The sequence below is a fragment of the Actinokineospora auranticolor genome (assembly GCF_041897805.1).
GTDB classification, from domain to species: Bacteria; Actinomycetota; Actinomycetes; order Mycobacteriales; family Pseudonocardiaceae; genus Actinokineospora; species Actinokineospora auranticolor.
In genome coordinates, this window is sequence record NZ_CP154825.1 from 6765744 (window position 1) to 6792660 (window position 26917).

General features: G+C 71.2%; 17 protein-coding genes. 7 read left to right on the forward strand and 10 right to left on the reverse strand.

Annotated elements, in window-relative coordinates; translation table 11 throughout:
- Positions 1-11: 11 nt before the first annotated feature.
- Both V5P93_RS29400 and V5P93_RS29405 read right to left on the reverse strand, forming a co-directional pair.
- Positions 12-7565 (reverse strand): non-ribosomal peptide synthetase, encoded by a 7554-nt coding sequence (locus V5P93_RS29400; protein ID WP_104481148.1) that lies wholly within the window; start codon positions 7563-7565, stop codon positions 12-14.
- Positions 7566-7758: 193 nt separating this feature from the next.
- On the reverse strand, positions 7759-9078 hold the full coding sequence (locus V5P93_RS29405; protein WP_104481147.1) for a serine hydrolase: 1320 nt from the start codon (positions 9076-9078) through the stop codon (positions 7759-7761).
- 841 nt (positions 9079-9919) lie between these two features.
- Here V5P93_RS29405 and V5P93_RS29410 point away from each other — a divergent pair.
- On the forward strand, positions 9920-10201 hold the full coding sequence (locus tag V5P93_RS29410; protein ID WP_104481146.1) for an isoamylase: 282 nt from the start codon (positions 9920-9922) through the stop codon (positions 10199-10201).
- A gap of 83 nt (positions 10202-10284) precedes the next feature.
- Here the strand turns inward: V5P93_RS29410 and V5P93_RS29415 are convergent, their stop codons facing one another.
- Positions 10285-11448, reverse strand: coding sequence for an MFS transporter (locus tag V5P93_RS29415; protein WP_104481145.1), 1164 nt, complete (start codon positions 11446-11448; stop codon positions 10285-10287).
- Between the two features lie 89 nt (positions 11449-11537).
- Here V5P93_RS29415 and V5P93_RS29420 point away from each other — a divergent pair, with 89 nt between their 5' ends.
- Both V5P93_RS29420 and V5P93_RS29425 read left to right on the forward strand, forming a co-directional pair.
- The gene (locus V5P93_RS29420) at positions 11538-11855 is read left to right on the forward strand and encodes a helix-turn-helix transcriptional regulator (RefSeq protein ID WP_104481144.1); all 318 of its coding nucleotides are present in this window, start codon (positions 11538-11540) and stop codon (positions 11853-11855) included.
- Positions 11856-12063: 208 nt separating this feature from the next.
- On the forward strand, positions 12064-13383 hold the full coding sequence (locus V5P93_RS29425; RefSeq protein ID WP_104481143.1) for a GTPase domain-containing protein: 1320 nt from the start codon (positions 12064-12066) through the stop codon (positions 13381-13383).
- Here V5P93_RS29425 and V5P93_RS29430 read toward each other — a convergent pair.
- Positions 13358-14080, reverse strand: coding sequence for a Crp/Fnr family transcriptional regulator (locus tag V5P93_RS29430; RefSeq protein ID WP_104481142.1), 723 nt, complete (start codon positions 14078-14080; stop codon positions 13358-13360). The genes V5P93_RS29425 and V5P93_RS29430 overlap by 26 nt on opposite strands.
- A 182-nt stretch (positions 14081-14262) precedes the next feature.
- On the opposite strand from V5P93_RS29430, the gene V5P93_RS29435 reads away from it, so the two are divergent.
- From V5P93_RS29435 to V5P93_RS29445, 3 genes are all read left to right on the forward strand, one after another.
- A complete protein-coding gene (locus V5P93_RS29435) occupies positions 14263-14739 on the forward strand; it encodes a MarR family winged helix-turn-helix transcriptional regulator (protein ID WP_219824084.1) in 477 nt (158 codons plus the stop codon).
- A gap of 967 nt (positions 14740-15706) precedes the next feature.
- Positions 15707-16141: a MarR family winged helix-turn-helix transcriptional regulator gene (locus tag V5P93_RS29440; protein WP_104481140.1), complete on the forward strand. Its 435-nt coding sequence runs from the start codon at positions 15707-15709 to the stop codon at positions 16139-16141.
- Between the two features lie 18 nt (positions 16142-16159).
- Complete coding sequence (locus V5P93_RS29445; RefSeq protein WP_245931509.1) at positions 16160-17722, forward strand: MFS transporter; 1563 nt, start codon at positions 16160-16162, stop codon at positions 17720-17722.
- Between the two features lie 57 nt (positions 17723-17779).
- On the opposite strand, the gene V5P93_RS29450 is transcribed toward V5P93_RS29445, so the two are convergent.
- The 4 genes from V5P93_RS29450 to V5P93_RS29465 form a co-directional block, all read right to left on the reverse strand.
- Positions 17780-19030: a S8 family peptidase gene (locus V5P93_RS29450; RefSeq protein WP_104481139.1), complete on the reverse strand. Its 1251-nt coding sequence runs from the start codon at positions 19028-19030 to the stop codon at positions 17780-17782.
- A 183-nt stretch (positions 19031-19213) separates the two neighbouring features.
- Positions 19214-21934 (reverse strand): S8 family serine peptidase, encoded by a 2721-nt coding sequence (locus V5P93_RS29455; protein WP_374065101.1) that lies wholly within the window; start codon positions 21932-21934, stop codon positions 19214-19216.
- Positions 21867-22565 (reverse strand): S8 family serine peptidase, encoded by a 699-nt coding sequence (locus tag V5P93_RS29460; RefSeq protein ID WP_374065102.1) that lies wholly within the window; start codon positions 22563-22565, stop codon positions 21867-21869. Before V5P93_RS29460 ends, V5P93_RS29455 begins: the two co-directional genes overlap by 68 nt.
- Positions 22566-22668: 103 nt before the next feature.
- Entirely contained in the window at positions 22669-23013 is a 345-nt protein-coding gene (locus V5P93_RS29465) for a hypothetical protein (RefSeq protein ID WP_374065103.1), read from the reverse strand.
- A 734-nt stretch (positions 23014-23747) separates the two neighbouring features.
- Between V5P93_RS29465 and V5P93_RS29470 the strand changes: the two genes are divergently transcribed.
- Positions 23748-24593 (forward strand): hypothetical protein, encoded by an 846-nt coding sequence (locus tag V5P93_RS29470; protein ID WP_104481137.1) that lies wholly within the window; start codon positions 23748-23750, stop codon positions 24591-24593.
- Here V5P93_RS29470 and V5P93_RS29475 read toward each other — a convergent pair.
- Together V5P93_RS29475 and V5P93_RS29480 are read right to left on the reverse strand one after the other, a co-directional pair.
- Positions 24556-26136, reverse strand: coding sequence for a cytochrome c oxidase assembly protein (locus tag V5P93_RS29475; RefSeq protein ID WP_245931531.1), 1581 nt, complete (start codon positions 26134-26136; stop codon positions 24556-24558). The genes V5P93_RS29470 and V5P93_RS29475 overlap by 38 nt on opposite strands.
- Before the next feature lie 261 nt (positions 26137-26397).
- A complete protein-coding gene (locus V5P93_RS29480; RefSeq protein ID WP_146108200.1) occupies positions 26398-26865 on the reverse strand; it encodes a hypothetical protein in 468 nt (155 codons plus the stop codon).
- Positions 26866-26917: the final 52 nt, after the last annotated feature.

The following is a 26917-nucleotide window of genomic DNA, read 5'->3' on the forward strand; positions in this document are numbered from 1 at the left end:
CCTCGGCTGGGTCAGAGTGCGTCGCCCGCGAGGGCTTCGAGTTCGCGCAGCACGTGGTCGGTCACCACGTCCGCGAGGGCGCGCACGGTGCGTGCGGTCAGCACGTCGCGCGGGGTGAGGGCCACCGCGAACGCCGCGTTGGCGCGGGCGGTGACGTGCAGGCTGGTGATGGAGTCGCCGCCGAGGTCGAAGAAGCTGTCGGTGGCCCCGACCCGGGGCACGTCGAGCACCTCGGCCCAGATGTCGGCCAGCACCTGCTCGGCGTCGCCGTCCGGCTCGACGTACTCGCCCGCCTGACCGAACTCGGGGTCCGGCAGGGCGCGCCGGTCGAGCTTGCCCGACGGGGTCAGCGGCAGCGCGTCCAGCGCGACGAGCGCGGCGGGCACCATGTGCTCGGGCAGTTCCCGGCCGAGCACGGCCCTCAGGTCGACCGCGTCCAGTGTGGATGGTGTGGCGTAGCCGATGAGCTTGCCGTCGCGGGCGATGACCGCGGCGGAGGTCACACCCGGCAGCGCGGACAGCGCGGCCTCGACCTCACCGGGCTCGATCCGCACGCCGCGGATCTTGACCTGCTGGTCGGTGCGGCCCAGGTACTCCACCGCACCGCCGCGGGTCCACCGCACCAGGTCGCCGGTGCGGTACATGCGGGTACCGGCCGGGCCGTAGGGGTCGGCGATGAACCGCTCCGCCGTGAGGCCCGGCCGGGCGAGGTACCCCCGGGCGAGCTGGACCCCGGACAGGAACAGCTCCCCCGGCGCGCCGACCGGCACAGGGTTCAGGTCGGCGTCGAGCACGTGCAAGCGGGTGTTCCACACCGGTCGCCCGATGGGTACCGCCGCCGCGCCCGGTTCGCAGGCCCAGTGGGTGACGTCGACCGCGGCCTCCGTCGGGCCGTACAGGTTGTGCAGTTCCGCCTCGATCGCGCCGTGGAACTCGGCCGCGAGGTCGGCGGGCAGCGCCTCACCGCTGCACAGCACCCGCCGCAGGCTCCCGCACGCGGTGCGGTCGCCGTGGGCGAGGAACGCGCGGAGCATCGACGGGACGAAGTGGACAGTCGTGACCCGCTGGTCGCGGATCACCTCGGACAGGTACGCCGGGTCGCGGTGCCCGTCGGCCTTGGCCACGACCAGGGTCGCGCCGACGGTCAGCGGCCAGAAGAACTCCCACACCGACACGTCGAAGCTCGCCGGGGTCTTCTGCAACACGCGGTCGTCCGCACCGAGCCCGAACCGCGCCTGGGTCCACACAAGACGGTTGACGATCGCCGAGTGCGGCACCACGACGCCCTTGGGCCGCCCGGTCGACCCGGAGGTGTAGATGATGTACGCCGCCATCTCTGGGGTCACCTCGACCTCCGGCGCGGTGGTCGGCGCGGGCCCCTCGGGCAGCGTCTCCAGCAGGCAGACCGCGTCGGCGTCGACCCGCATGAACTCGACCCGGTCGCGGGGCAGCTCGGGGTCCACCGGCAGGTAGGCGGCCCCTGCTCGCAGCACGGCCAACAGCGCGATGACCAGTTCGGCCGAGCGCGGCATGGCGACCGCGACGACCTTCTCCGGCCCGGCGCCGCGCCGGACCAGCGCGTGCGCGACCCGGTTGACCTCGGCGTCGAGCTGGGCGTAGGTCCACCGCCGCTCGCCTGCCACCAGCGCCTCGGCGTCCGGGGTCCGCGCGGCCTGCTCGGCGAGCATCGCGACCAGGGTCGTGTCGGGGACGTCGGCGGCGGTGTCGTTCCAGTCGACGAGCACGCGGTCGCGGTCGGTACCGGCCAGCGCCGGGATCGCCGTCACCGCGCGGGTTCCGTCCTCGACCAGCTCGCCGAGCAAGCGGCGCAGGTGCTCGGCGAGCGCGGTGACGGTCTCGGCGTCGAACAGGCGCGGCTCGTAGCCGAACAGCAGCCGCAGCCGCTCCCCCGGGTAGACGGTCACGCTGAGCGGGAACGTCGTGCTCTCCACCGCGGTCAGCTCGCGCAGCTCGGGGCCGTCGGCCGGGTAGTTCTCGAAGATCACGGCCGTGTCGAACAGGTCCATGCCGCCGGGGACCGCGCTGAACCCGTGCAACCGGGTGAGCGGGGTGTGCTCGAAGGCGCGGGACTCGACCTGGGTCCGCTGCGAACGGGCCAGCCAGTCGGCGACGGCGGAATCGTCCACCGTGGTCACGACCGGCAGCGTGTTGACGAACATGCCCGTGATCTCGTCGACCCGGGACAGGTCCGCCGGGCGGCCGGACACCGTGGCACCGAAGCAGACCTGCCGCTGACCGCTGTACTGGGCCAACAGCAACGCCCACGCGCCCTGCACGACCGTGCCCGCGGTGAGCCGGTGTTCCTTGGCGAAGCGGGTGAGGCGGGTGGTCTCGTCGGCGGTGAGCGCGATCTCGGTCCGCGCGGAGGTCGTGGGCTGCTCGACGGAGGCGCGCGGCCGGTCGAACGGCAGCGGGGTCGGCGCCGCCAGCTCGCCCAGCACGCCGCGCCAGTGCCGTTCGGCGTCGGCGGGGTCCTGGGCGGCCAGCCAGCGGTGGTAGTCGGCGAAGTCGGGGCGCTCCGGCAGCTGACCGCCCGCGTAGGCGGCGGCCACGTCGGAGAGGACGCCGAACACGCTCCAGCCGTCGAGGAGCACGTGGTGGAAGGTCCACACGACCTGGGTCGCGCCGTCGAGCCGGGCCAGGGTCAGCCGCATCAGCGGCGGGGCGGCCAGGTCGAACCCGCGCTCCCGGTCGTGGGCGAGCAGTTCGTCGAGCTGCGCCTCCCGGTTCCGACCGGTCCAGTCCAGCAGCGTGATCGGCAGCTCGACGCGCTCGCGCACCACCGCCAGCGGCTCCGGCACGTCCTGCCACACCACGCCGGACCGCAGGATCGGCGTGCGGTCGACCACCTGCCGCCAGGCGTCGGCGAGGCGGTCGAGGTCGGTGTGGCCGTCGAGGACGAACGCGGTCTGCTGGAAGTAGGCGCCCTGCCCGGACTGGGAAAGGCTGTGGAAGACCATGCCCGCCTGCATCGGCGTCAGCGGCCAGATGTCGGACACACCCGCCGTCGCGAGGGTGTCCACGGTGTCCTGGTCGAGGTCCACCAGCGGGAAGTCCGACGGCGTGCGGCCGTGGCCGCCCGCCGCGCAGTGCGCCACGATCGAGCGCAGCGCGTCGGCGATGGACTCGGTGAAGCGGGTGATCGTGGACGCACGGTGCAGGTTCTCGCTGTAGTACACGGTGAGGGCGAGCCGGTCGCGCTCGACGCGACCGACGACGTCGAGCACGTGCGGGCGGCGGGCGTCCGGGTGCGCGTCGAGCGCGAGGTCCCCGGCGGCGTCGATGCGGCCGAGGTAGTTGAACGACACCTCCGCCGTGCCACCGAGTTCCATCCCGGCGAGGTGGCGCAGCGCGCCGAAACCGATGCCCCGGCGCGGGATCGAGCGCAGGGACTCCTTGACGGCCTTGATCGCGGTGCCCCACTCGGCGGAGCCGGTGAGCACCACGGGGAACAGCGTGGTGAACCAGCCGACGGTCCGGGAGAGGTCGACGCCGTCGAAGAGGTCCTCGCGGCCGTGGCCCTCCAGGTGCACGAGCGTGGCGGGCCGCCGGGTCCACTCCCGCAGCGCGGCACCGAAAGCGGTCAGCAGCACGTCGTTGACCTGCGTGCGGTACGCGCTCGGCACCGCGCGCAGCAGCGCCTCGGTCTCCCCCTCGGTCAGGGTCACCGTGACCGACCGCTCGGAAGCGGTGGTGTTCGGCCCGCCTTGGTCGCGCGGCACGGACGTCTCGGCGCGCGCCACCCGCCAGTGCTCGATCTCGTCGGCGAACCCGCCCGCGGCGGCGTGCTCGGCGAGCCGGGTCGCCCACTCGCGGAACGACGTGGTGCGGCGCGGCAACCGGATCTCCTCGCCCAGCACGGCTTGCCGGTGCGCGGTCCGCAGGTCCTCCGCGAGCACCCGCCAGGACACGCCGTCCACCACGAGGTGGTGCGCGCGCAGCCGGACGGCGGTGTCGGGGTCGCCGGGGCCGGGCAGTTCGGCGACGAAGACCGGGCCGTGCTCGGCGACCATGCCGGTCTCGCCGACCGGCGCGTTCTCCTGGTGCCAGTCGGCGGCCTTGTGGAAGCGCATGCGCAGCGCGTCGTGGTGCTCCAGCACCGCGAACAGCGCGGTGGCCAGCGCGTCCGGCAGCACCGGCTCGCCGAGGTCGACCAGGCAGGTCTGGTCGAAGCGCTCCGGGTGCGCGGTGTGGGTGTCGAAGAACCAGCGCTGGATCGGGGTCAGCGGCACCGGCCCGGACACCGGCCCGTCGTCGTGCTCGTCGGCGGTGTCGACGGTGGTGACGTGCGGGGCGAGCGCGGCGACGGTCTGGTGCACGAACACCTCCCGCGCGGTCAGCACGAGCCCGGCGGCGCGGGCCGCGGTGACGACCTGGATGCTGAGGATCGAGTCGCCGCCGAGGGCGAAGAAGTTGTCCCGCACCCCGACCCGGGCCGCGCCCAGGACATCGGCGAACACCGCGGCGAGCGTGGCCTCGACGGGGGTGCGCGGCGCGAGGTAGCGGTCCGGCTCCCGGCGCGGCGACGGGACGGCGGGCGCGTCGCCCTCCGGCAGGTCCGCCAGCGTCCCGAGTGGGGTGTCGGGGCGCGCGGCGACGATGCCGAGCAGGGCCTCCAGTTCCTTGGCCAGCGCGGCGATCCGGTCGGCGTCGAAGAGCGCGGTGTCGTACTCCAGCACGGCGGTGAGCCGGTCGCCGGTCGGCCAGAACTCCACGGCCAGGTCGAAGCGCGCCGACGGGCGGGGCAGCGGCTGGTCGGCCCAGCCCAGTCCACCGGCCTCGGTCGTGCGCACGAGCGGCTGCTGCAGCGCCACCACGGCCTGCACCAGCGGGGTGCGGCTCGGGTCGCGCACCAGGGCGAGCTGGTCGGCGAGCCGGTCGAAGGGCACGTCGTCGTGGTCGAACGCGTCGAGCGTGGTTTCCCTTACCGCGCCGAGGAAGTCGCTGAACGGCAGCGTCGGGTCCACGCGCGAGCGCAGGACCAGGGTGTTGACGAAGAACCCGGCGACCCGGTCCAGCTCGGCCAGCGGCCTGCCCGCGCGGACCGCGCCCAACGCGATATCGCGGGTGCGTCCGTGCGCGGCGAGCAGCACCTGCACGGCGGCGGTGAGGGTCATGAACAGCGTCGCCTCGTGCGCCGTGCCGAGGGTGTTGAGGCCGCGCACCAGATCGGCGGACAGGACGTGGCGGTGCACGCCGCCGGAGCCGACCCGCACGGGCGGCCGGGGCCGGTCGGTGGGCAGGTTCAGCGGGGTCAGGCCTTCGAGCCGGGACTGCCAGTGCGCGGTGTCGGGCACCTCGCGGTCGGACTGCCAGGCGGCGTAGTCCGGGTACTGCGCCGACGGTTCGGGCAGGTCGGCGGGGACGCCGGTGGTCTCCTCGGCGTAGAGCGCGGTCAGCTCGTCGACGAGCAGGGCGGCCGACCAGCCATCGGTGATGATGTGGTGCTGGGCGAGGACGAGCACGTGGTCCTCGGGCCCGACCCCGATCAGCGCCACGCGGGTCAGCGGTCCGCGGGCGAGGTCGTAGGGCTCGGCGACCAGGTCGGTCAGCGCCGCGTCCAGGTCGGTGGCCACCATCTCCCGTACCGGCAGCGCGGCCGCGTCGGCGACGACCTGGTGCTCACCGTCCACTGTGGTCCGCAGCGCGTCGTGCCTGGTGGCCAGCCGGTTGAGCGCGGACTGGAGCGCGCGGCGGTCGAGCGGGCCGGTGAGGCGCAGCGCGAAGCCGGTGTTGTTGACCGGGCCGATCGAGGTCTGGTCCTCCAGCCACAGCCTGCGCTGCGCGGGCGAGAGCGGCAGCGGGCCTGCTCGGTGCGCGCGCGGCAGTCCGGTGGTCTCGGCGGGCCGCTCCGGCAGCAGGGCGGCCAAGGCCGCGACCGTGCGGGCGTCGAAGAGCGCGCGGCCGGACAGCGCGGTACCGAAGGCGGACGCGAGCCGGGTCTGCGCGCGCACGGCGAGGATGGAGTCGCCGCCGAGCGCGAAGAAGTCGTCGTCCACACCGACGGAGTCGACGCCGAGCACGTCCGCGACGACCTCGGCCACCACCCGCTCGCGCTCGTCGCGCGGCGCCACGTGGTCGACGGCGGCGACCCCGACGGTCGGCGCGGGCAGCGCGTCGCGGTCCAGCTTCCCGTTGGGGGTCAACGGGAACGCGTCCAGCACGACGATCGCCGCGGGCACCATGTGCGCGGGCAGCCGCTCCTCCAGCCGGGCCCGCAGCGCGGACGGCACGGGCCTGCCGTCACCGGGCACCACGTAGGCGACCAGCCGCTTGAGCCCGGTCTCCGCGCGGGCGACGACGACCGCGCGACCCACCGCCGGGTCGGCGGACAGCTCGGCCTCGATCTCGCCGGGCTCGATCCGGAAGCCGCGGATCTTGACCTGGTGGTCGGCGCGGCCGACGAACTCCAGGTCGCCGTCGGCGTTGCGGCGCACCACGTCCCCGGTGCGGTACATGCGCGCGCCGCCCGGCGCGGCCAGGAACCGCTCGGCGGTAAGGCCCGGGCGGTCGAGGTAGCCGCGCGCGGTGCCGACTCCGGTGACGTACAGCTCGCCCGCGGTGCCGTCGGGCACCGGGCGCAGGTCGTCGTCGAGCACCAAGGCCTCGGTGCCGGGGATGGCCCGGCCGATGGGCGGGGAGTCGTCGGCGGGGGCCAGCGGTCCGCTCCAGGTGGCGACCACCGTGGACTCGGTCGGTCCGTAGGCGTTGATCATCCGGCGGCCCGGTGCCCAGCGGCGCACCAGGTCCGCCGCGGTGGCGTCGCCGCCGACGACCAGCGTCCGGAAGTCGGGCAGGTCCGGGGGCGTCCCGTCGCCGACGGTCGCCAGGGCGACCGGGGGGATCAGCGCGTGGGTCACCCGGCGGGTCCGGAGCACCTCGGCGAGCTGCGCGCCGAGCAGCGGCCCCGGCGGCGGGACGACGAGCGCCGCGCCGCCCGCGAAGGCCATGCACAGCTCCAGCACCGACGCGTCGAAGCTCGGCGAGGAGAACTGGAGCACGCGGTCACCGGGGCGCACGTCGAACCGGTCGACCTCGGCCTGGGCGAAGGTCGCCAACCCGCGGTGGGCCACCACCACACCCTTGGGCCTGCCGGTGGAACCCGAGGTGTAGATCACGTACGCGGGCTGCTCGGGGTGCGGGCGCCCCGGTAGCGCTCCATCCTTTGTGGACTCATCAGTCCGCGCGGCCACGACCTCGGCGGGATCCGCGACGACCAGCAGCGGTTTGGCGTCGTCGAGCATCGCGGAGATCCGCTCGGCCGGGTAGGCGGGGTCCACGGGCAGGTAGGCGGCGCCGGACTTCAGCACGGCCAGCTGCGCCACCACGATCTCCACCGACCGGGGCAGGGCCAGCGCGACCAGCCGCTCGGGCCCCGCCCCGCGGGCCAGCATGGCGCGGGCCAACCGGTCCGACCAGTCGTCCAGCTCGGCGTAGGAGACGGGTCCGGCGTCGGCCAGCAGGGCGGGCGCCGCGGGCTTTCGGCGCACCTGGTCGGCGAAGAGGTCCAGCAGGGTCGGGAACGCTAACCGGGGGGCGGACATGACTGCACGAACCTTTCACGGCCTGGGGGCGCGATGGGGGAACGCGTGCGGGGAGACACGCGCGGAGGGTCCTGCCGATGGGGGCGGGTCGCACCCGCCGGTCGCGCCACTCGTGTGCGCCTTGACCGGGCGGGTCCCGCTCGATGTGCCGGTTGTGCTCGCGGTTACCGCGTTGTGGTGCTGGGGCTCCCGGTCAGGCCGCGGCCAAGACCGCGTCGACGCGGCAGGCGAGCCTGCCGCCGACCTGGAGCCAGGCCGGGGCGCCGTCCGGGCCGGGCAGGAACCGCCCCACCTGGTCGGTCTCGCCGGTGTCGCAGTCGCGCATGGCGAACCGCAGGCCGGACAACGGGGTCAGGTCGGCGAACGGCTCGTCGTCCACGGTGAGCCGCAGGTCGTCGGCAACCCGGTAGACGGTGTCGCCGTTGGCGTAGGCGCCCGCGAAGCCGCGCGGCGCCGGGACCGGTTCCACGACCGCGGGAACCGGGTTGTGGTCGGCGATCGGGACGCCGAACGCGGGTAGTTCCGCCGCCAGTTCCCGCCAGAGCGCGTAGCCCGCGCCCGCGTTGGCGGTGAAGGCGACCACGGTGCCGGTGGACGGGTTCATCCGCAGGTGCGCGGAGGTGCCGTCGCCGGTGCCGTCGTGGCCGGTCGCGGTCAGCTCGCCGGAGCCGAACACGGCCAGCCCGAGGCCCCAGCCGTCGGCCATGCCGAACGGCTCCGCGCCGGGCGCGGCGCCGCGCATCTCCTTGAGCGAACCGGGGTCGAGCAGGTCGTTGGGCTCGGCCCCGGCCAGCGCGCGTCCCAACCGGACCAGTTCGGTCGCGCTCATGGCCAGCGCGCCCGCCGCGGACTGCACGGCGGTGAGCGACTGCGCCACCGGCCGGACCAGGCCGCGGGAGCGGTTCACGGTGTGGCCGCTGACCACGCCCGCGTCCGCGCCCGGCCCTACGACCAGGCTCGCGCGCACGCCCAGCGGGTCGAGCACGACCGCCCGGACCGCCGCCGCCCAGTCCATCCCGGTCACGAACTCGACCGCGTGGCCCAGCAGCAGGTAGCCGACGTTGGAGTAGGAGAACGCGGTGCCCGGCGCGGCGACCGGGCGCAGCGCGTGGCCGGATTCCTGCAGCAGCCGCCGCAACGTGGGCGCGGTCACCTCCGCGGTGTCCGACGGCAGACCGGAGGTGTGGCTGAGCAGGTGCCGCGGTGTCACTCCGGCGAACCCGGGCAGCGCGCCGAGGCCGGGGACCTGCTCGACCATCGGCTCGTCGAGGTCCAGGTCGCCGTCGCCGACGAGGGCGAGCACCGCGGCGGCGGTCACCACCTTGGTGACCGAGCCGACCGGCACGGCGTGTGACTCTGTCATCGGTGTGTCGCAACCGTGTCGGGCCACCCCCGTGGTGACCGACCACGTGCGCTCGTCGTGGTGGATGACCAACTGCGTTCCGGGGACCGCGTGCTCGGCGGCGAGTGCCGCCAGTCGGGCTCGCAGGTCGGCTCTGACGGATGCGTCCATTGAGTCCTCACTGTTGTTAGAGCGCGGTGGGGCGCACGCGCGGGATTCGTGGTCGCGCACGGGCGGTCTGCGGGGATCGGTGCGGGGAACAATTGCCCTGCCGGAGCACTCAAGCTCCTAGTGCCAGGTTCCCCGTTGCCACTCGATTCAATCGTCGAGCGGAAACAATGTTGACCAGCGGCCAAGCAGACCAGCTACCGCCGAACGGAGCAATCAAACCCCCTATATCGCAGAACCATAGCATGGCTATATGACCCACGGCGAAATCCAGCCAAACGCGTTTGAACGTCCAATAGACGTATTCACAAAAGATATTCGCGACGCAACGAGGGAGGGTTTAGCCCGTTGCTGTGACGCCAGTCACCGACAGTTGGGAGCGTTTCCACCGTCCACAGTGGTCACTTAGCATTCCTTTTGGTACAAACAACTCCACACCTCGTCGCCGGTGACTGAACTTCTTTCGCGTTGACCGAACGGTATACTCGGCGGTAGCTTGCACATGCATCCGGCCATTCGGCGGGCAATCTCGACGATCCAATAACATAGATTATCGAGTTCTGTGAACACCGGACTCCCGGTAACACCCACCGGTCGGGCCGTCGAGATTCGCACCACATTCCGCGCCGGATGGACCAGCATCTGGGAATCCGGGACCAGCTAATGTGTTTGACCTCTCAACCACCTTCGGTCTTTGCCCCACTCCGGCACCGGTTATTGGTGCGCTACGCGCCCTAGCGGATAGCTACCGGACACGTCCGGGTGACATGGCTGGTGCGCGGCGGACCGGGCGGGCAACCTGGCAGGCTGAGCCAGCACCGACCCGAGGGGGAACCGTCTCCGGATGATCAGCACCAGGTCTCTGCCGTTCGACAAGGTCCGGGTCACCTTCACCCTGGACCGCGACGACCCGCCCGGGCCGACGAGCGTGGTCGGCTGCTTCAACGGCTGGACACCCGGCCTGCACCCGCTGCGCGCCCGCTCCAACGGCAAGCGGTCCAGCTCGATCGTGCTGCCCGCGGGCAGTTCGCTGTCCTTCCGCTACCTCACCCAGGGCGGCGTGTGGACCGACGACCCCGCCGTCACCGCGCGGGACGTCGAGGGCAACCCGCACATCACGGTCTGAGGCACCGCAACCGGACCAGGACGACGAAAGGCCCCGCCGAGCGGCGGGGCCTTTCGTCCGCGGTGGACGGAACGGGCGACGGCTCAGGCGGCGACCAGCTCGCGCTCGGCCACCGTGGACCGCCCGGCCAGCACCAGGCACACGAACGCCAGCGAGCCGATCGCCGCGCCGACCACGGGCAGGGCCGAAACCCCCCACGCGCCCACGACCACACCGCCGACGACCCCGGAAAGCCCGACCCCCAGGTAGATCGCCGACGCGTTGATCGACAGCAGTAGACCCGCGCTGCCGGGCGCCAGCTCGATGAGCCAGTTCTGGATCGGCGGGTTGACCGACCAGGTGATCAGCCCCCAGGCGAACAGCGCCACCGCCGCCGAGACCGCGCTGACCGCGGTCAGCGTGAGCGTGCCCATCACCAGCACGTAGGCGACGAAGACGTAGCGCAGCAGGCCCCGGCTGCCGTAGCGGTCGGTCAGCCGACCGCCGAGCGTGTTGCCGATCGCGCCGCCGAGGCCGTAGGCGAGCAGCATCAGGCTGATGACCCCGCCGCGCAGATCGGCGGTGTCGGCCAGCAGCGGCGCCAGGAAGGTGAAGACGCTGAACGCGGAGAGGCAGCCGAGCACGGTCATGCTCAGCACCAGCCGCACCCGGCCGTCGCCCAGCACGGAGAACCGCTCGCGCAGGCCGACCGCGGGCGGCGCCGCCACCGTCGGCAACCAGACCGCGCACGCCACCGCGGCGAGCGCGGAGACACCCGCCACCAGCGCGAAGACCCCCTGGTAGCCGAGCGGTCCACCGAGGACGTTGCCCGCGGGCACGCCGATGATCAGTGCGAAGGTGAGGCCGCCGAAGACGATGGCGACCACCCGGCCGCGCCGCTCGGGCGGGTTGATCGTGGTGGCCACGGCGACGGCCACCGGGGTGAACACCGCCGCGCCCAGCGCGCTGACCACCCGCGCGCCCAGCAGCAGCTCGTAGGTCGGGGCCAGCGCGGACAGCGCGTTGCCCAGCGCGCTGACGCCCAGCGCGGTCACCGCCAGCCGCTTGCGCTCCCAACGGCCGGTGACCGTGGCCAGGACCGGCGAGGCGATCGCGTAGGCGATGGCGAACGCGGTGACCAACTGGCCCGCGACGGAGGTGGTGACGCCCAGCTCGCGGCTCACCTGCGGGAGCAGCCCGGAGATGATGTACCCGCTGGTGCCCACCGTGAACGCGCCCGCGGCCAGCAGGTACGTGCGTGCGGTCATGGATGTCCCCCTTGGACCGGGATTTGGTACGACGCTCATCGTACTACGGCGATAGCCGAACTACGAGAGACGTCGTACTAAGGGGTACGATGTCCGGTATGGCCGAAGAACTGCCGCACCCGGACCGCGAGGACATCCGCCTCGTCCCGGTCCTGCACGCCCTCGCCGACCCGATGCGGCTGCACATGGTCCGCGAGCTGGCGCGGATCGACGACGAGGTGGCCTGCGGCTCGATCGACCTGCCGATCAGCAAGTCGACCCGCACCCACCACCTGCGCACGCTGCGGGAGGCGGGGGTGGTCCGGATCCGGCCCAGCGGCACCGCCCGGCTGACCAGCCTGCGCCGCGCGGACCTGGACGCGCTGTACCCCGGCCTGCTCGACGTCGTCCTGCGCGCCCCGCACTAGCGGCGACCAGCCGCCGGATCGCGGTTGCGACGCGCTGGCGGCGGCCACGCACGGTAAGCGAACCGTACGGCGAACGGTCGAATGTGCGGCAGTTGGGTCGATCCCGTCCGGTGATGGCATCCGCGCCCGCGAACCGGCTCATGATGTCGCGCAGTGGGTCGCGACGCGCGAGGGAGCAGGCACCATCGAGAGCCGCGAGATCATCACGATGACACCGCGGTGGTTGCGGGAGGCCGCGCGCCTGGCCGCGGAGCACGGCCGCACCCGCACCGCGAACGCGGTCGAGCGGCTCTCGGCGGGCCGGGAGCGGCAGGCGTGGCGGGTCACCGTGGTCGGGGAGCCGGGTGCGGGGAAGACAACGTTGATCACCCGGCTGCTCGGCCGCGAGGGACTGCCCGGCGTGGAGGTGGTCGAGGCCCCGTGGGAACCCGGCGGGCCGCCGCTCGAAGCGGTCACCGACACCGACGGGGTGCTGCTGACCGTGCCCGCCACCGGGGTCTGGGGCGCGGCGCAGGCGCGGCTGCTCGAGGACGCGGTCGCCGCGCACGTGCCGTCGGTCGCCGTGGTGGTCACCATGCTCGACCGCGTCGGCCCGGCCGAGCGCGGCCGCGTGCTCAGCCACACCAGCGCCCGCACGGGTCGGGTCATCCTGCTGTCCGGTCCGGGGCCCGCGCCCGACGACCCGGCGCGCACGGCGATCCGGTCGTTCGTCGCCGACTCGGCGCCGGTCCCGGAACGCGCGCGGCTGCGCGCCCGGCGGATCGCGGCCCAGGTCGCCGACCAGTGCACGGCGATGGCCACGAGCGCCACGGAGACCATCGCCGACGCCCGGCGCGTCCACAGTGTCCAGTCGGCGGAGTTCGACCCGGACGCGAGTGCGAACCGGGCGTGGGACCTGCTGCGGTCGCAGCTGGCCGCGCGGCAGCTGGGGCTGATCGGGAGGGTCGGGGACACGCTGCGCACGGCCCGAGTCGCGGCCCTGGGCAGGCTGCGCGCCGAGCGGGCGCGGACCCTGGACGCGAAGACCTGGTGGCGCGGGGAGCTGGTCGACCTGCTGCGCGCGGAGTTGGTGGCGCAGGCGGAGCGGACCGAGCGGCTCATCCTGTCCGGTTTCACCTCCGACGCATCCTGGTTGGAGTCCGAGGTGCGGCGGCTGCACCCGGACGGCGAGGCCGCGCGGCCGATGGGCGCGCTGACGCTGCGCGTGGCAGCCTCGTCGGAGGACGGCGTGCTGGGCGAGGTGGTGGCCCGCGGCGGCGACGCGGAGAGCAGGCTCCCGGCCGTGGTCGCGGGGGACGCGCTGGACCAGGTGGTGGAGGGCTGCGCGGGGGTGGTGGTGCGGCAGGCGTGGAAGCTGCTCGACGCCGCCTACGAGCCGCTGTTCGCCGACCTGGTCGACCGGCAGCGCGCCTGGGCGGTGGCCAGGGAGAACTCCGGCGAGCGCGAGCAGCGGGTCGACTGGCACACCCTGGCGCGGGCGGCGACCGCGCTGGCGGGCAGCATCAACGCGGCTCTGCGGTCGTCGTGAAGATGTCCACAAAGGACTCCACGCCGGCGTACCTGACCAGCGCCGGGACGTCGGTGACGACCACCCGCCGGTAGCGGGTCTCGACCAGACCGTCCTTGCGGAACCGGCGCAGCACGCGCTGCACGGACGGCACCGACGTCCCCGACAGCGCGGCGAGTTCGGGTTGGCTCAGCCGGACCGGCACGGTGCCGCCGCTGTCCGGCGGCGGGTCCTTCTCGACCAGTTCGGCCAGGACGCAGGCGACGCGCCGGTCGACGGCGGCCCCGGTCAGCTCCGAGAGCCTGCGCGTGGTCCACCGCTGCTTCGCCGACACGGCACGCAAAACGGCCCGCAACGCGCCGCCGTGCGCGGTGAGGAAGGCGAGGAAGTCCTCGCGCTCGATGCGCCGCACCACGCCCGGCCCGACCGCCCGCACCGACACGGCCCGGGGTTTGGCGTCGAAGGCCGCCAACTCGCCGACCAGGTCACCCCCCGACCGCACGGCGATCAGCGCCTCGTCCCCCGTCGCGCGGCTGGCGTGCACCTTGAACCAGCCGAGCAGCAGCAGGTAGACGTGGGTGGCCGGGTCCCCCGCGCGGAGGAGGCGGTCACCGTCGCGCACCCGGACGGACTGGCCGAGGGACAGCATGTCCCGGCGGACGCGGTCGTCCAGACCACCCAGCAGACTCGCCGGGGGCCACCGGCTCGCCAGTGTCATCGGCCCACCGATCCCCGTGGTCGACAGACTTTGCCGGTGTCACTTTCGCACCTGTCCGAGCGGTGTGGTCGGCTTGGCGCGACTCTCCCCTGAACGGCCCAGGCGAAACAGTCCACTTGGGTGGCCCGGGACTACCATTGGCATCCCACCCATGCGAACACGGCAATCCTTCGTCGCCCGCCGTGCAATTGCAGGACACACCCGGAAAGGCAGGCGGACCCCTGAGCGCCGAGGACGCCCTACCAGCCCTGGAAGCGGAACTCGCCGCCCTCTGGCGCCGCGGCCGCACGGTCGCCCGGACGTCGGCCAGGGCCATCCACCCGAAGCTGGACCCCACGGCGTACCCGCTGTTGGTGCTCCTGTTCCACGCCGGTGAGCTGCGGATGTCCGAACTGGCCTCGACCATGGGGTTGGACAAGTCCACGGTGACCCGCCAGGTGGACGCAGCGGCCCGCCTGGGGCTGCTGGAACGCGCCACGGACCCCGCCGACGCCCGCGCCCGCCTGGTCACCCTCACCGAGAACGGCCGGGGCCGCGTCACAGCCGTCCTGGCCGCCCAACGCACCCGCTGGCGCACCGCCCTGTCCACCTGGCCCGTGGAAGACATCGAATCCCTCACCACCCTCCTCCACAACCTCGGCGACTCCGACATCACCTGACGAGCGCCCCGCTCTCACCTCCGACCCCAACCCCGCCCCGTCCTGCTTGGCCACTCCGCCGCACCCGCTTCCCCCTTCCCTGCCCCCTTCTCCGCCGCACCCGCTTCCCCGCCGCCAGCCTCACCCGCCGGTCCGCCCTTCACCTTTCCCTGCTCGGTCACCCCGCCGAACTCCCCGCCTCGCTTTCCGCACAGCCCCGTCGGTCCACGCCCTCAACATGCCCCTCTCCTGCTCAGCCATCCCGCCGCACCCACGCCTTCCGTCCCGCGCCGCGCCACTGCCCTGCCCCACCCGCCGGTCCACCCTCACATCGCCCACTCCTTCTCTGCCACCCCGCCTCGCTCCCCCTTCTCAGCCCGCACCGCGCGCCCACTTCTCCCACCTGGCCGGCCCGCCAAACTCCCCATCTGCCGCTCCACTAGGCCGCCATCCCTCCTTCCATCCCGCTCAGCACCCGCCGCTGACCCACCGATGGCTTCCCTCTTCCACGCCTGCCCTCCGGCCTCTCCACAACGCACCTCCCACACCTTCTTCGCCTTCCCCTCCCCGCACCGAGTTCCCCCTCGCCCCTTGTCCCCGACCCCAATCCCATAGCTCCCCTCCCCACCCCCCGGCGCACCGCCAGCCCTCCTCCCCAACCGATTCCCCCGCCCACCTCCTCACCCCCAGCCGCCTGCCGCTCCGCGCTCCCCGCCGGGTCCTCACCTCCGCGCACCGCGCCCCCACCTCTCCTCTTTCCCCACCCAGCCCTCCGGTTCACCGATTCCCTCTCCGCACCCAACGTGACCGCGCGCCCCCTGCCTCAGCGCCCTCCTTCCCGCCCTCACCCCAGCCGCCTCATCGCCCTCCCACCAGCCCAACACCACCACCCCCGCCCCCTCCGTGACCGCCACCACCCCACGAAGTAGTTGCATACACCAACCAACCGCCTTATGGTTGCAACTATCAACTTCCCCGGGGAGGCGGCATGATCGCCACCGAGACCGCCACCGGCCTCATCGACGCGCTCCGAGCGATCCTCCGACTCGGCCGCACCATCCACCACAACCACCCGGACGAGTCCCAGTCCGCCGTGGCCGTCCTGACCCTCCTCGACCGCGCGGGCGAGCAACGCCTGGGCCGAGTCGCTTGCCTCCTGGCCGTCGACCCCTCCGTCATCAGCCGCCAGGTCACCCTCCTGACCAGGGACGGCCTCGTCGCGAGACGCCCCGACCCGCATGACGGCCGCGCCTGGCTCCTCAGCCTCACCGACGCCGGTCAGGCCCGCCTCGCCGAGCTCCAAAGACGCCACGCCGAGCTACTCGTCACCGCCCTCCGCACCTGGTCCGAGGACGACGCGACCGCGCTCCTCACCGCCCTGCGCAGGCTCACCGACGACGTCCACCGCGCCCACACCCCGTAACCACCAAGGAGTCCAGCCGTGCCCCCTGAACCGATGTCCGCCGAGGAGACCGGACGGATGGACCACCGCAGGGTCATCGAGGCGCTCACCGGCCTGCTGCTGGCGATGCTCACCGCGTTCCTGTCGTCCACCATCGTGTCCAACGCCCTGCCCACGATCATCCGCGACCTGCACGGCTCCCAGCGCCAGTACACCTGGGTCATCACCGCCGCCCTGCTCGCCTCCACCGCCAGCACCCCGATCTGGGGCAAGCTCTCCGACCTCGTCAGCAAGAAGCTCCTGGTCCAGCTCGCCATCGGCGTCTTCACCGCGGGCTCGGTCCTCGCGGGCTTCGCCCAGTCGGTCGACACGCTCATCGTCTGGCGCGCGCTGCAGGGCCTCGGCCTCGGCGGGCTGCAGTCCCTGGTGGTCATCGTGATCGCGGCGATGATCAGCCCCCGCGAGCGCGGCAAGTACAGCGGCCCGATCGCCGCCGTCATGTCCGTGGCGACCGTCGCGGGCCCGCTGCTCGGCGGCGTCATCGTGGACACGAGCTGGCTGGGCTGGCGCTGGTGCTTCTTCGTCTGCGTACCGCTGGCGGTCGTCTCGCTGCTCGTCGTGCAGCGGACCTTGAACCTGCCGGTCGCCAAGCGCGCGGTGCAGGTCGACTACCTGGGCGCCGCGCTGATCGCCGCGGGCGTGAGCGACCTGCTGATCTGGATCACGCTGGCGGGCGGCGAGTTCGCCTGGGGCTCCGGCACGTCACTGCTCCTCGCGGGCACCGGGGTCGCGCTGCTCGCCCTCGCGATCTGGGTGGAGTCGCGCGCGGTCGAGCCGATCATCCCGTTGCGCCTGTTCCGCGACCGCACCACCGCGCTGGCCACCGTCGCCAGCATCGCCGTCGGCACCGCGCTCTTCGGCGGCGCGGTCTTCCTCGGTCAGTACTTCCAGATCGCGCGCGGGTACTCCCCGACCGCAGCGGGCCTGTTGACCCTGCCGATGATCGTCGGCTCGATGCTGTCGTCGACGCTGTCCGGCATCCTGATCACCAGACTCGGCCGCTGGAAGGCGTTCCTGGTCGCGGGCGCGGTGCTGATGGTGGCGGGCTTCGGCCTGCTGGGCACGATCGACCACACCACCGACATGGCCGTCATGGGCGTGTTCCTGTTCGTCCTCGGGGTCGGCATGGGCATGACGATGCAGAACCTGGTGCTGGTCGTGCAGAACGCCGTCGCGCCGAGCGACCTCGGCGCCGCCAGCTCCACGGTCGCGTTCTTCCGTTCGCTGGGCGGAACCGTCGGCGTGTCGGTGCTCGGCGCGATCCTCGCCTCCCGCGTCGGCGACCTCACCGCGCAGGGGCTCACCGAGGCGGGCGTCACCGTCCCGGCGGGCACGGGCAGCGCGGGAATCGGTTCCCTGAACGAACTCCCGCCGTTCGTCGCCGACATCGTCCGCGCGGCCTACGGGGACGGCACCGCCACCATCCTCCTGATCGCCGCCGCCCTGTCGATCATCACGGTCGTGGCCATCGCCGCCATCAAGGAGACCCCGTTGCGCACCCAGTCCGGCCTCGAACGCCAACGCGAAGAGGCCACCGCGTAGGGGAAAACCGTGCCCGGCGGATGCCCCCGCCGGGCACGGTCACCTCACCCCTCAGCCTCAGGCCGGGACCATCCCCATGAACAGCAACAGGTTCGGCGACCCGGCACCCGGGCCGACCACGACACCGGGCGTCGCGTTGCCCGCCAGCGCGGTGGCCGTCTGCCAGGCGGTGTCACCGGGGAACCGCTGCCGCCACAGGGCTGCCGTGCCCGCCACGTGCGGCGAGGCCATCGACGTCCCGCTCAACGTCTGGTAGGCGTTGTCCGCGGTCGCCCACGCCGACACGATGTTGCGGCCCGGCGCGAACAGGTCCACGCACGGTCCCCAGTTCGAGAACGACGACCGCGCGTCGTTGGGGTCCGTGGAACCGACCGTCGTCGCCGCGGGCGTGCTCGCGGGCGAGAACGAGCAGGCGTTGGCGTTGGAGTTGCCCGCCGCCACCGAGTAGTGCACGTTGGCCGCGACCGAGTTGGTCACCGCCATGTTCAGCGGCGCGAAGGTGCCGCCGCCGAGGCTCATGTTCGCCACGGCCTTGCGCCCGTTGAGGATCGTGTCGTTGGTGACCCAGTCGACGCCCGCGATGACACCGGCGTACGTGCCCGCGCCCGCGCAGTCGAGCACCCGCACCGACACCAGCTGCACCTGCTTGGCCACACCGGTCGTGGTGCCGCCGACGGTCCCGGCGACGTGCGTGCCGTGGCCGTTGCAGTCGTTGCCGGGCGGGAAGGTCCCGCCGATGGTGTCGATGCCGTAGATGGCCCGGCCGCCGAACTCCTGGTGCGTGTACCGGATGCCGGTGTCGATGATGTAGGCGTAGATCGACGGCGCGGTGTTCGGGTAGTGGTACTTGGTGTCCAGCGGCAGCGACCGCTGGTCGATCCGGTTCAGGCCCCACGACGGCGGCCCCACCTGCACGGCCAGCGCCTGCGTGGTCACCTCCTGGTCCTGGGCGATGAGCTTGTACGCGGTGTCGGTGGCGATCCGCTTCGCGGCGTCCTCCGAGCCCTTGACCGCGAACCCGCGCAGGGCGGTGTAGTAGGAAGCCGTCACCGTCACCCCGTACTTCTGGGTGATCTCGGTGGCCCGGCGCTTCACCACGTCGGCCGAGGCGTTGTCGTCGGCCAGGACGACGATGTAGCTGTCGGGCACGGCGGCGGCGGTGCCCGCGTACTGCACCACGCCGATCTTGGTCGGCGCGGGCGGCGCCGCCGACACCGGGCCCGCCCCACCGATGCCGGAGGACACCACGGCGACCGCCGCGGCGGCCACCGCCACTCTCTTGCCCAACCTCCGCGTTCGCGAGCTCATCTCGAAAAGCCTCCTGGGATCAGGGAAACCACAGCGAGGCTCGAGCACAGCGCACGGGGGTTGTGGCTCGGTTGCGACCGGCGCGTAGCCGCCCACCGGCGCACCGCCACCGACCGGATGGTGGAAGCCTTGGTGGTCCGAGAAGTCCACTGGTCCACAGTAGACTCATCGGACGACCGGACCTCAGGTCCCGTAGGCGCGGACCACCGTCTGCTCCACCGCGCTCCCCTGCGCGTCGACCGCCTTCGCCCGCAGGGACACGAACCTGGTGCCGCGCGGGTGGGTCACGGTCACCACGCCGTCAACCACCGGCACGTCCACCCAGGTCGTTCCATCATCGAAGGACGCGGACACGGTCGTTTGCACGATCGGCACGGCAGGCAGGTCCGGCTGACGCCCCACCTGAACCGTAGTCCGTACGGACCGCCCCGTCGCATGGTTGCGCGAGTCCAAGCCCTCCGGCCCGAACCGAACCGCCAGCAGCGGCAGCTGCACCCCACCCTTGCGCGCCTGAGGCCGAGCCGACGTGAAGCTCCACACCGCCGACACCCGAGGACTCAAGGGCGCCGCCCGCGAAGCCGTCGTCTCCAACCGGTAGGACGCCGACTGCTCCGGCACCTCGAACACCCCCTGCCCCGGCTGGTTCGTCTGCCCGACCAACTGCCCGTCCCGGTAGAGCGCGGTGGCCGCCGACTCGATCGTCGAACTACCCACCCGCCGCGGCGAGTCCGTGAACAGCGGCACCCCCAGCGAGATCGTGTCGTTGATCCGCACCGCGAGCCCGTTGCGCGGCAACCCGGGCCCGATCACCGCCGAGTTCCAGTCCTCGCGGTAGACCTGCCCAGGCTCATGCCGCACCTTCTCGTCCCCTGACACGAAGTCGGTGACGATCTGCTTGCGCACCACCCGCCACTGCTGGAACTCCACCGCCCAATCACCCGCCCTCGGGTCATAGAACTCCGTACGCGTCAACGGAAGCGCCACCGGCAACCCATATCCCGACCCACTGCGGAACACCGGATCCGACACCAACCACAACTTCGTCCCAGACCGCTTGTTCTGCACCTGCCGATAGGTCGACTCAACTCGAGCCAACGGCTCGTCCTCAACCCGCCGACTGAACCCCGTAGGCAACTCCCCGGCCTGGAACCAGGCGAGGTTGTACGTCACCGTAGACCCCTCGACCCCACCCGCAGCATCGGGAACATAGAACCCGCCTCCGATATCGGCCACCACAGTGGACACAGGCCCCCCAACCTGCGCCGTGTAGATCCGATCCAAACTGTCCCCGATAATCCCGGCATACAAATTCCCCCAAGGCATCCGCCGCGCATAACCGGCCCCCACAGCCCGCGACCGCACCCCCGCCCGCGCAAATTCCACCCGAATCTGCCGCGCCGCCCCAGAATCCAACACCACAGCAGTATCCCCGGTAACCGACACCGAAGGCCGCACAACCTTGCGCGACGCGATCAACCCATCCGGCAAATACGTGGAAACCACGGTATCCACATGATAAGTCCCCCGCCGAACCCGAACCTTCCCAGCCCCACCCATAGTCCAAATAGGACGGAACCGATACGCGTCCACCCCCCACAGCAAAGTGTAATTGCTATCCGTCACCACCCCCTTGTCATCCAACGCCTTCACCGCCAAGTCATAACTCTCCGCCTCCCGATCAACCGCGACCGGCGTAGTGATCCTCTCCGTACCCCCCTCGGCCACGATCCACGCACTATGCACCCCCTCCACGTCCCCCAACCTCGTATCCACCGCGACCTTGACCCCCGCCTTCCCCCGCGGCGGCACGGTGATCTCCCGCCCGGAAAGCACAAACATCCCCTCCGGCACTCCCCCTTCCAACACTCCCCTCCCCGCCTTCTTCTCCGGCGTTCCCCCCTTCGGCGCTCCCCCATCCGCAGCCCATCCTTCAGCCGCGCCCCTCTCCGGCACTCCTCTTCCCGCCGCTCCCCATCCCGCCGTTCCCCCCTCCACCGACAACCTCAACACCAACGGCACATCCGCCGTATTGACGTACGAAACCTCCTTCACCACAACCGGATCATCCTCATGCGGCCAACTCTGCCGCCCCACCGACACCACACTGGGCTCGGCATACCCAACCTGGTTCACCGCACGCGAGACATCAACCCGCCCCGCCCCTTGCTCAAACGCCCCCACCCCATCCAACCGCTTGGCCGACGCCACCAACGCCGCCTTCAACCGCTGCCCAGTCCACTCCGGATGCCGCTGCAACAACAAGGCAGCCGACCCAGCCACATGCGGCGTAGCCATGGACGTCCCCCCAAGCGAGACATACCGATCCCGCTTCTTCCCCAACGCCGAGTACTTCGACCGAGCAGCCGTGATGTTCACCCCCGGCGCCACGATCTCCGGCTTGACCCCGGCATCCCCCACCCGAGGCCCCCGCCCGGAAAAACTCGCCATCCGATCGGACTTGTCCACCGCCCCCACCGCCAACGCCGCGTCCGCACTGGCAGGCGACGACACCGTCTCAGCCCCATACCCACCATCGTTCCCCGCCGCCACAACGAACAAGGCACGATCACTCAACCGATTCACCGCCTCCTCCAACGGATCCACAGCCTCGGAATCGGTCCCACCCAAGCTCAGATTGATGATCTTGACACCGGAGTCCACCGCCCACTGGATCCCCGCCAAGATCGCCGACTCAGGACACCCCCAGCTCCCGCAAACCTTCCCCACCAGCAACCGAGCATCCGGCGCCACCCCCACGTATTTCCCACTGGACGCCGCCCCGGTCCCCGCGATCGTCGACGCGACATGCGTCCCATGCCCGTCCTTGTCGGCATCCTCACCCCCCCTCCCCCGTAAAGTCCTTCGACGCCGCGATCCGCCGACGCAAGTCCGGGTGAGTCGCATCGATCCCGGTATCGAGCACCGCGACCTGCACCCCCTTCCCCGTCCACCCCGACTTCCAGGCGGCAGGCGCCCCGATCTGCGGCACACTCACATCAAGGCTGGGCCGACGCATCCCATCGAGCCAAACCCGCCCCCCACCCCGGTTCCTGGCCAGCTCTTCCCAAAACCCCGCCACATCCCCCTTGGGAACGGCAACGGCCTTCCCACCCACAGCCCCCAACGCCACCCCAACCCCGGGCGCCCCCGCAGGCAGGATCAGCGGCACATCGTCCCGATCCCCATCCCCATACCCACCCCGCAACAGCGCGGCCACATCGAACAACCGCGGATCAAGCACCCCCTCCCGCAACCCACCCCAGGCATCCGAAGGCACCACATCCAGCCGATCCCCCACCCCGGCCGTAGCGAACTGCACGTGCTCCCGCCCAGGCCCGGGATCAACGGCCGGAACGAGCCGATCCCCGAACTCCCGAACCGAGACCCGATCCCCGGTCACCAACGTGACGGCACCCAGATACCGCCCGCCGGAGCCCCCCACATCCCCTTGGCCACCCACCTCAGCCGCCGCAGGCACCCCCAACCCGAACACGGCAACGGACAACCCGGCAACCACCCCAAGGAGTCTGCGCATCCCCCCAACCAAGCCGCCAACCCCACCCCAACACCAGCGTCCAAACGTAGGGTGCCGTTCCCAGAACCATCCCCACCCCCGCCGGAGTTATCCACAGCCAAGATCAGCTTCTCCGAGAACTGTCACCCCTCCCCACTAGAATGGATTTCGGGGGCCGGAGGCATATCAAGATCATCCTCTCCTCTCCTCTCCTCTCCTCTCCTCTCCTCTCCTCTCCTCTCCTCTCCTCTCCTCTCCTCTCCTCTCCTCTCCTCTCCTCTCCTCTCCCCCGAGCCTCTCCTCGGCACACCCCATCCGCCCCTGCGTCTTCCAGTCCCATCTCGCTCCTACGCCACACGTTCCCCTTTCCCTTCCCCCTCGGCGCCACCCACTTCCCCACTTCTCTCTCATCACCCCCTCTCTGCCCCCTCCTCTTCGCCATTCCCCTCGCTCTACCTCTGTCCTCCACTCCCTCGCTCCACCTCTCCCCTCCTCGATCCCGAGCCTCCCTCGACACATCCCCCGCCCCGCGTCGCCGGCCCCATCTCGCCCCTACGTCACCCTGCCCTCCTGGCATCACCCCCTCTTCCCCACTTCCCCCTCGCTTCACCCCTTCCTCGCTCCCCTCTCTTCGCCATCCCCTCGCTCCACCTCTCCCCTCCATGCCATCCCATTCGCCCCGCAACACCTATCCACAACCTTGATCATTATCGTCCGAAACTGTCACCCCCCACCGCTAGAATGGATTTCGGGGGCCGGAGGCACAATGCCACTAACTTAGCGCGTTTTCGCTGGCCAGTATCGGTCTAAGCGATTGGCGATCGACCTCTGGAACACTCGGATCAAGTCCACTTGCGACAGTGGGTTGCGTGTTCGCTCGATGCCCCAATGCGGGCCATGGAACTATGGTGTGCCGCAGGGCGTCGTCGCACGTGCCGCCTGCCTCTCGCACGGCACCCCTCAAGATGCCGTTGACCTGCAACGATGCTCCGTAAGTTAGTGGCATTGGGCCGGAGGCATGCCAAGATCAAGAACCATCCCGCCCCGAGCCCCGCCCGACAAGAGCCGCCCCTCAACGCGGGCCCACCCCAAGCCCAAGGCGCCTCACCCCAGACGCGCCCAGCCACCCGCCCCCATCAAGAACTCCAGCGCACCCAACCCATCCTGAAGAACCTCTAAGCCACCCCGCGCAACACTCTGCCCATGCGCAGCCTGTGGACCCGAGCCCGCCGAACCGAGAAGGCCGCCTACCTGATCAGCGCCGCCCTCATCCTCAGCGGCCTGGTCCACGTCGCCGTCCTCCTGACCACCGGCCGCACCTGGGAAGGCCCCCTCTCCCTCCGCAAAGCCGCCACCTTCGGCCTCTCCTTCGGCCTGACCCTCGCCACCGTCACCTGGGCGACCTCCTACCTGACCATCAAACGCCGAACCCCACTCCTGGCCCTCTTCGCCACCGCCAGCATCATCGAGGTCATCCTCGTCACCACCCAGGCCTGGCGCGGCGTCCCCTCCCACTTCAACTTCGAAACCCCCCAGGACACCGCCGTCTCCATGACCCTCGCCGCAGGCGGCGGCGTCCTGGTCCTCACCTCGATCGCCCTCACCGTCGCCGCCACAACCGGCGCCCGCAATACAACACCAACAATGCGCTTGGCGGTACGGTTCGGGCTAGCCGCTCTCCTCATAGCGCTCGCCACCGGCGCAGCCATGATCGCTAAAGGCGTCATCGCATCCCGCTCAGGCAACCCGGACCTGGCCTACACCACCGCGGGCTCCCTCAAGCCCCTGCACGCGGTAGCCATGCACGCCATCCTCGTCGTCCCAGCCCTAGCCTGGCTCCTCGACCGGACAACAATTCACAACCACATGCGACTGGTCTGGACCGCCATCGCCGCATACAGCACCCTGATCACCCTGGTCGGCGTCGAGTCCATCACCGGCGTGTCACCACTGGCCCCACCCACCATCGCGGCCATCGCGTCAATCCTGGCCATCACCACACTCGGCGCGGTTACCCTGTACGGCTGGGCACACCGAGCAAAGGCTTGACCACCGCGGGCCGCACCGCATAACCAGCAACCACCACCGCGACCCCCAACGTGACCCACCCCGCCAACACCTGGTCCCCGTTGACGTCATGCGGCCACTCCAACGCCAGCCGTGAGTAGAACCCACGCCCCAACGCCGTCTCACGGCACAACAGCACCAACCCGGTAAGACCATGCGCAAGCGCCACTACGACAACCGGCGTGCGACTGGTCCGAGCAAAGAGCGCCACCCCGGCCGCAAGAGAGCACCCCAGGATCACCAACCGCGCCCAGTGCTGTCCCGCAAGACCGTCATAGAGACCAAACCCGTACAAGACAACAGGAATGGCCGATGCCGCGAACGCGGCAACCTCCGGACGCGGCAACCACACCCGCACCGGCCCCAACAACGCACGCGGCTTCCCAAGAGCGAGCAACGCGGGTGCCACCAACCCGACCAACAGCCGAACCACCGTGTGCGCGCTGAACACCGCCGGTTCGTACTCGCCAAGCCCGGAACAGGTGGCGATGAACAACACCGCGCACCCGGCTAACCACGCGACGGTCCGCTCCACCGGCCACGGCTCCGTCCGTCGGCCCACCCGGTAGAGGTACCAGACCGCAGCTGCGACAGCGAGAGTGCCGAAGACAAGGTCAGGACGCCACCCGGCAAGAAGCCGCCCCAGGCTGGGAGGGTCAGGCAGCGGAAAACCGATAAGGACCTCGGTAGCCGACAGCCGACGCCGCGCGCCAAGAGGACTGGGCGTCCGACTAAGCCCAACCGCGAGACCAATGGTGACCAACATGAGCAGCACCTCAACGGCCGCCAACCGCAGGAAGGGCCGCGCTTGCGCGCTGTCCAGCTGTCGTAGTGTGCGCTGCCGGTGCAGGTAGCCAAACCCGCCTAAGAGGATCGCAGCGGCCAGCTTCGCCACTACGAGCAACCCGTAGCGCGTGCCAAGCTCATCGACCGCGAGCCGTAGTGACGCGTTGACGAGTCCGGTCACTACGACCGCAATCCAGCAGGCAAGCGCGATTGCGGAGTAGGTCCGCGCAGCAGTCGCGCCGTAAGAGCGCCGCGCAACTGCCAACAGCGCGACAAGCCCACCGGCCCACACGGACATCGCGATGACATGCAGCATAAGGCTGTCACTCGCGATGTCGTGGTCACCACCGGACGAAGAGTGTCCGGTGAGCGCTACCGGCGCCACACCAACGATCGCACCGGCCAAGAGCCACCCCGGCGGCAACTCGAGCCGACTACCGACCCACACCAACGCAGCCAAATTCGCCACTACGAGCCAAGCAAGCGCCACCGAGAGCCGACCAACCGCAGGACCCAAGACGCGGAAAACCTCGGGAATGCCCTGTCCCAACGCGTCAGCGACGGTCAACACGACCATGAACGCGGACAGAATCGCCCACCAACCCGCCAAGCGCCCCGCGACCCGCACCGCCTTGTCCCGGTCATCACCCGTCGACGCCAGCAGCGCGGCAAGAACCAGCGCGCCCACAACCCCAACAGCCGCAACCTCTGCGACCACCCGAGCGCCGGGTAGCGCCATCCGCACGAAGGCACCCGCATCCGGCAAGCCCACTACGGGAGGCGGAGCGGCGGCGGAGACTCCCACGGCTACTACGGCACCAGAAGCGATTCCGGCCCCAATCAGCGGCCTCAAGGCGCCGGTTCGCGCGAACCAAATCCGGCGATTCATCCACATACCCTCGAGTTATCCACAGCCCAGCCCTTTCGTCTGGCCACCCACTTGCCTGCTCGGCAAACTGGCTTCATCCCGGTCGAGCGACCGCGACCGTCCACTCGGGACTCAGGGCCGCCCGTGCCCGCGATCGGACGAGATGACCTCGAAGGAAGCGATCCGCCAATGCCCATCTACCTGCACCATCGTCGCCACGTCCACCAGCGTCAGATTGGGCCGGACCAGCGTCACGGTGACCTTCGCCCCCTCCGCCGTCATGGTGGTGTCCCCCACCTGGAAGGACAGCAGCGTGTCGGCCTTGGCCCGCTCGCACAGGCGGTCCACCGTGCCGTAGCTGCCCACGACGGGCGCGGTCAACAGCCCGAACGCCGTGCCGCAGTCCTCGTCGATCGCCGCCCGGAAGTACCCGCTGACGGCGTCCGCGGGGCTGTCCCCGGGTGCGCTGAACAACCAGACCTGCGTGGAAACGGCCGCCACCACGAGCGCGCCGACCATGCCCCGACCCCGTGGCCGCCGCCACAAGGAGACCCGACCAGGCCCACCGGCCTCCCGCTCGACCACAGCACCACCGGTCACCCAGCCCACCTCCCCAACCCGACCACGTACCCGAACGCCCGCCCGGCAACCG

What these genes read in the sequence shown, in the direction of transcription:
- V5P93_RS29400 (WP_104481148.1), bottom strand. Translation starts at nt 7,565, where the DNA reads ATGTCCGCCCCCCGGTTAGCGTTCCCGACCCTGCTGGACCTCTTCGCC.
- V5P93_RS29405 (WP_104481147.1), bottom strand. Translation starts at nt 9,078, where the DNA reads ATGGACGCATCCGTCAGAGCCGACCTGCGAGCCCGACTGGCGGCACTC.
- V5P93_RS29410 (WP_104481146.1), top strand. Translation starts at nt 9,920, where the DNA reads ATGATCAGCACCAGGTCTCTGCCGTTCGACAAGGTCCGGGTCACCTTC.
- V5P93_RS29415 (WP_104481145.1), bottom strand. Translation starts at nt 11,448, where the DNA reads ATGACCGCACGCACGTACCTGCTGGCCGCGGGCGCGTTCACGGTGGGC.
- V5P93_RS29420 (WP_104481144.1), top strand. Translation starts at nt 11,538, where the DNA reads ATGTCCGGTATGGCCGAAGAACTGCCGCACCCGGACCGCGAGGACATC.
- V5P93_RS29425 (WP_104481143.1), top strand. Translation starts at nt 12,064, where the DNA reads ATGACACCGCGGTGGTTGCGGGAGGCCGCGCGCCTGGCCGCGGAGCAC.
- V5P93_RS29430 (WP_104481142.1), bottom strand. Translation starts at nt 14,080, where the DNA reads ATGACACTGGCGAGCCGGTGGCCCCCGGCGAGTCTGCTGGGTGGTCTG.
- V5P93_RS29440 (WP_104481140.1), top strand. Translation starts at nt 15,707, where the DNA reads ATGATCGCCACCGAGACCGCCACCGGCCTCATCGACGCGCTCCGAGCG.
- V5P93_RS29450 (WP_104481139.1), bottom strand. Translation starts at nt 19,030, where the DNA reads ATGAGCTCGCGAACGCGGAGGTTGGGCAAGAGAGTGGCGGTGGCCGCC.
- V5P93_RS29455 (WP_374065101.1), bottom strand. Translation starts at nt 21,934, where the DNA reads ATGCGACTCACCCGGACTTGCGTCGGCGGATCGCGGCGTCGAAGGACT.
- V5P93_RS29460 (WP_374065102.1), bottom strand. Translation starts at nt 22,565, where the DNA reads ATGCGCAGACTCCTTGGGGTGGTTGCCGGGTTGTCCGTTGCCGTGTTC.
- V5P93_RS29470 (WP_104481137.1), top strand. Translation starts at nt 23,748, where the DNA reads ATGCGCAGCCTGTGGACCCGAGCCCGCCGAACCGAGAAGGCCGCCTAC.
- V5P93_RS29475 (WP_245931531.1), bottom strand. Translation starts at nt 26,136, where the DNA reads ATGGCGCTACCCGGCGCTCGGGTGGTCGCAGAGGTTGCGGCTGTTGGG.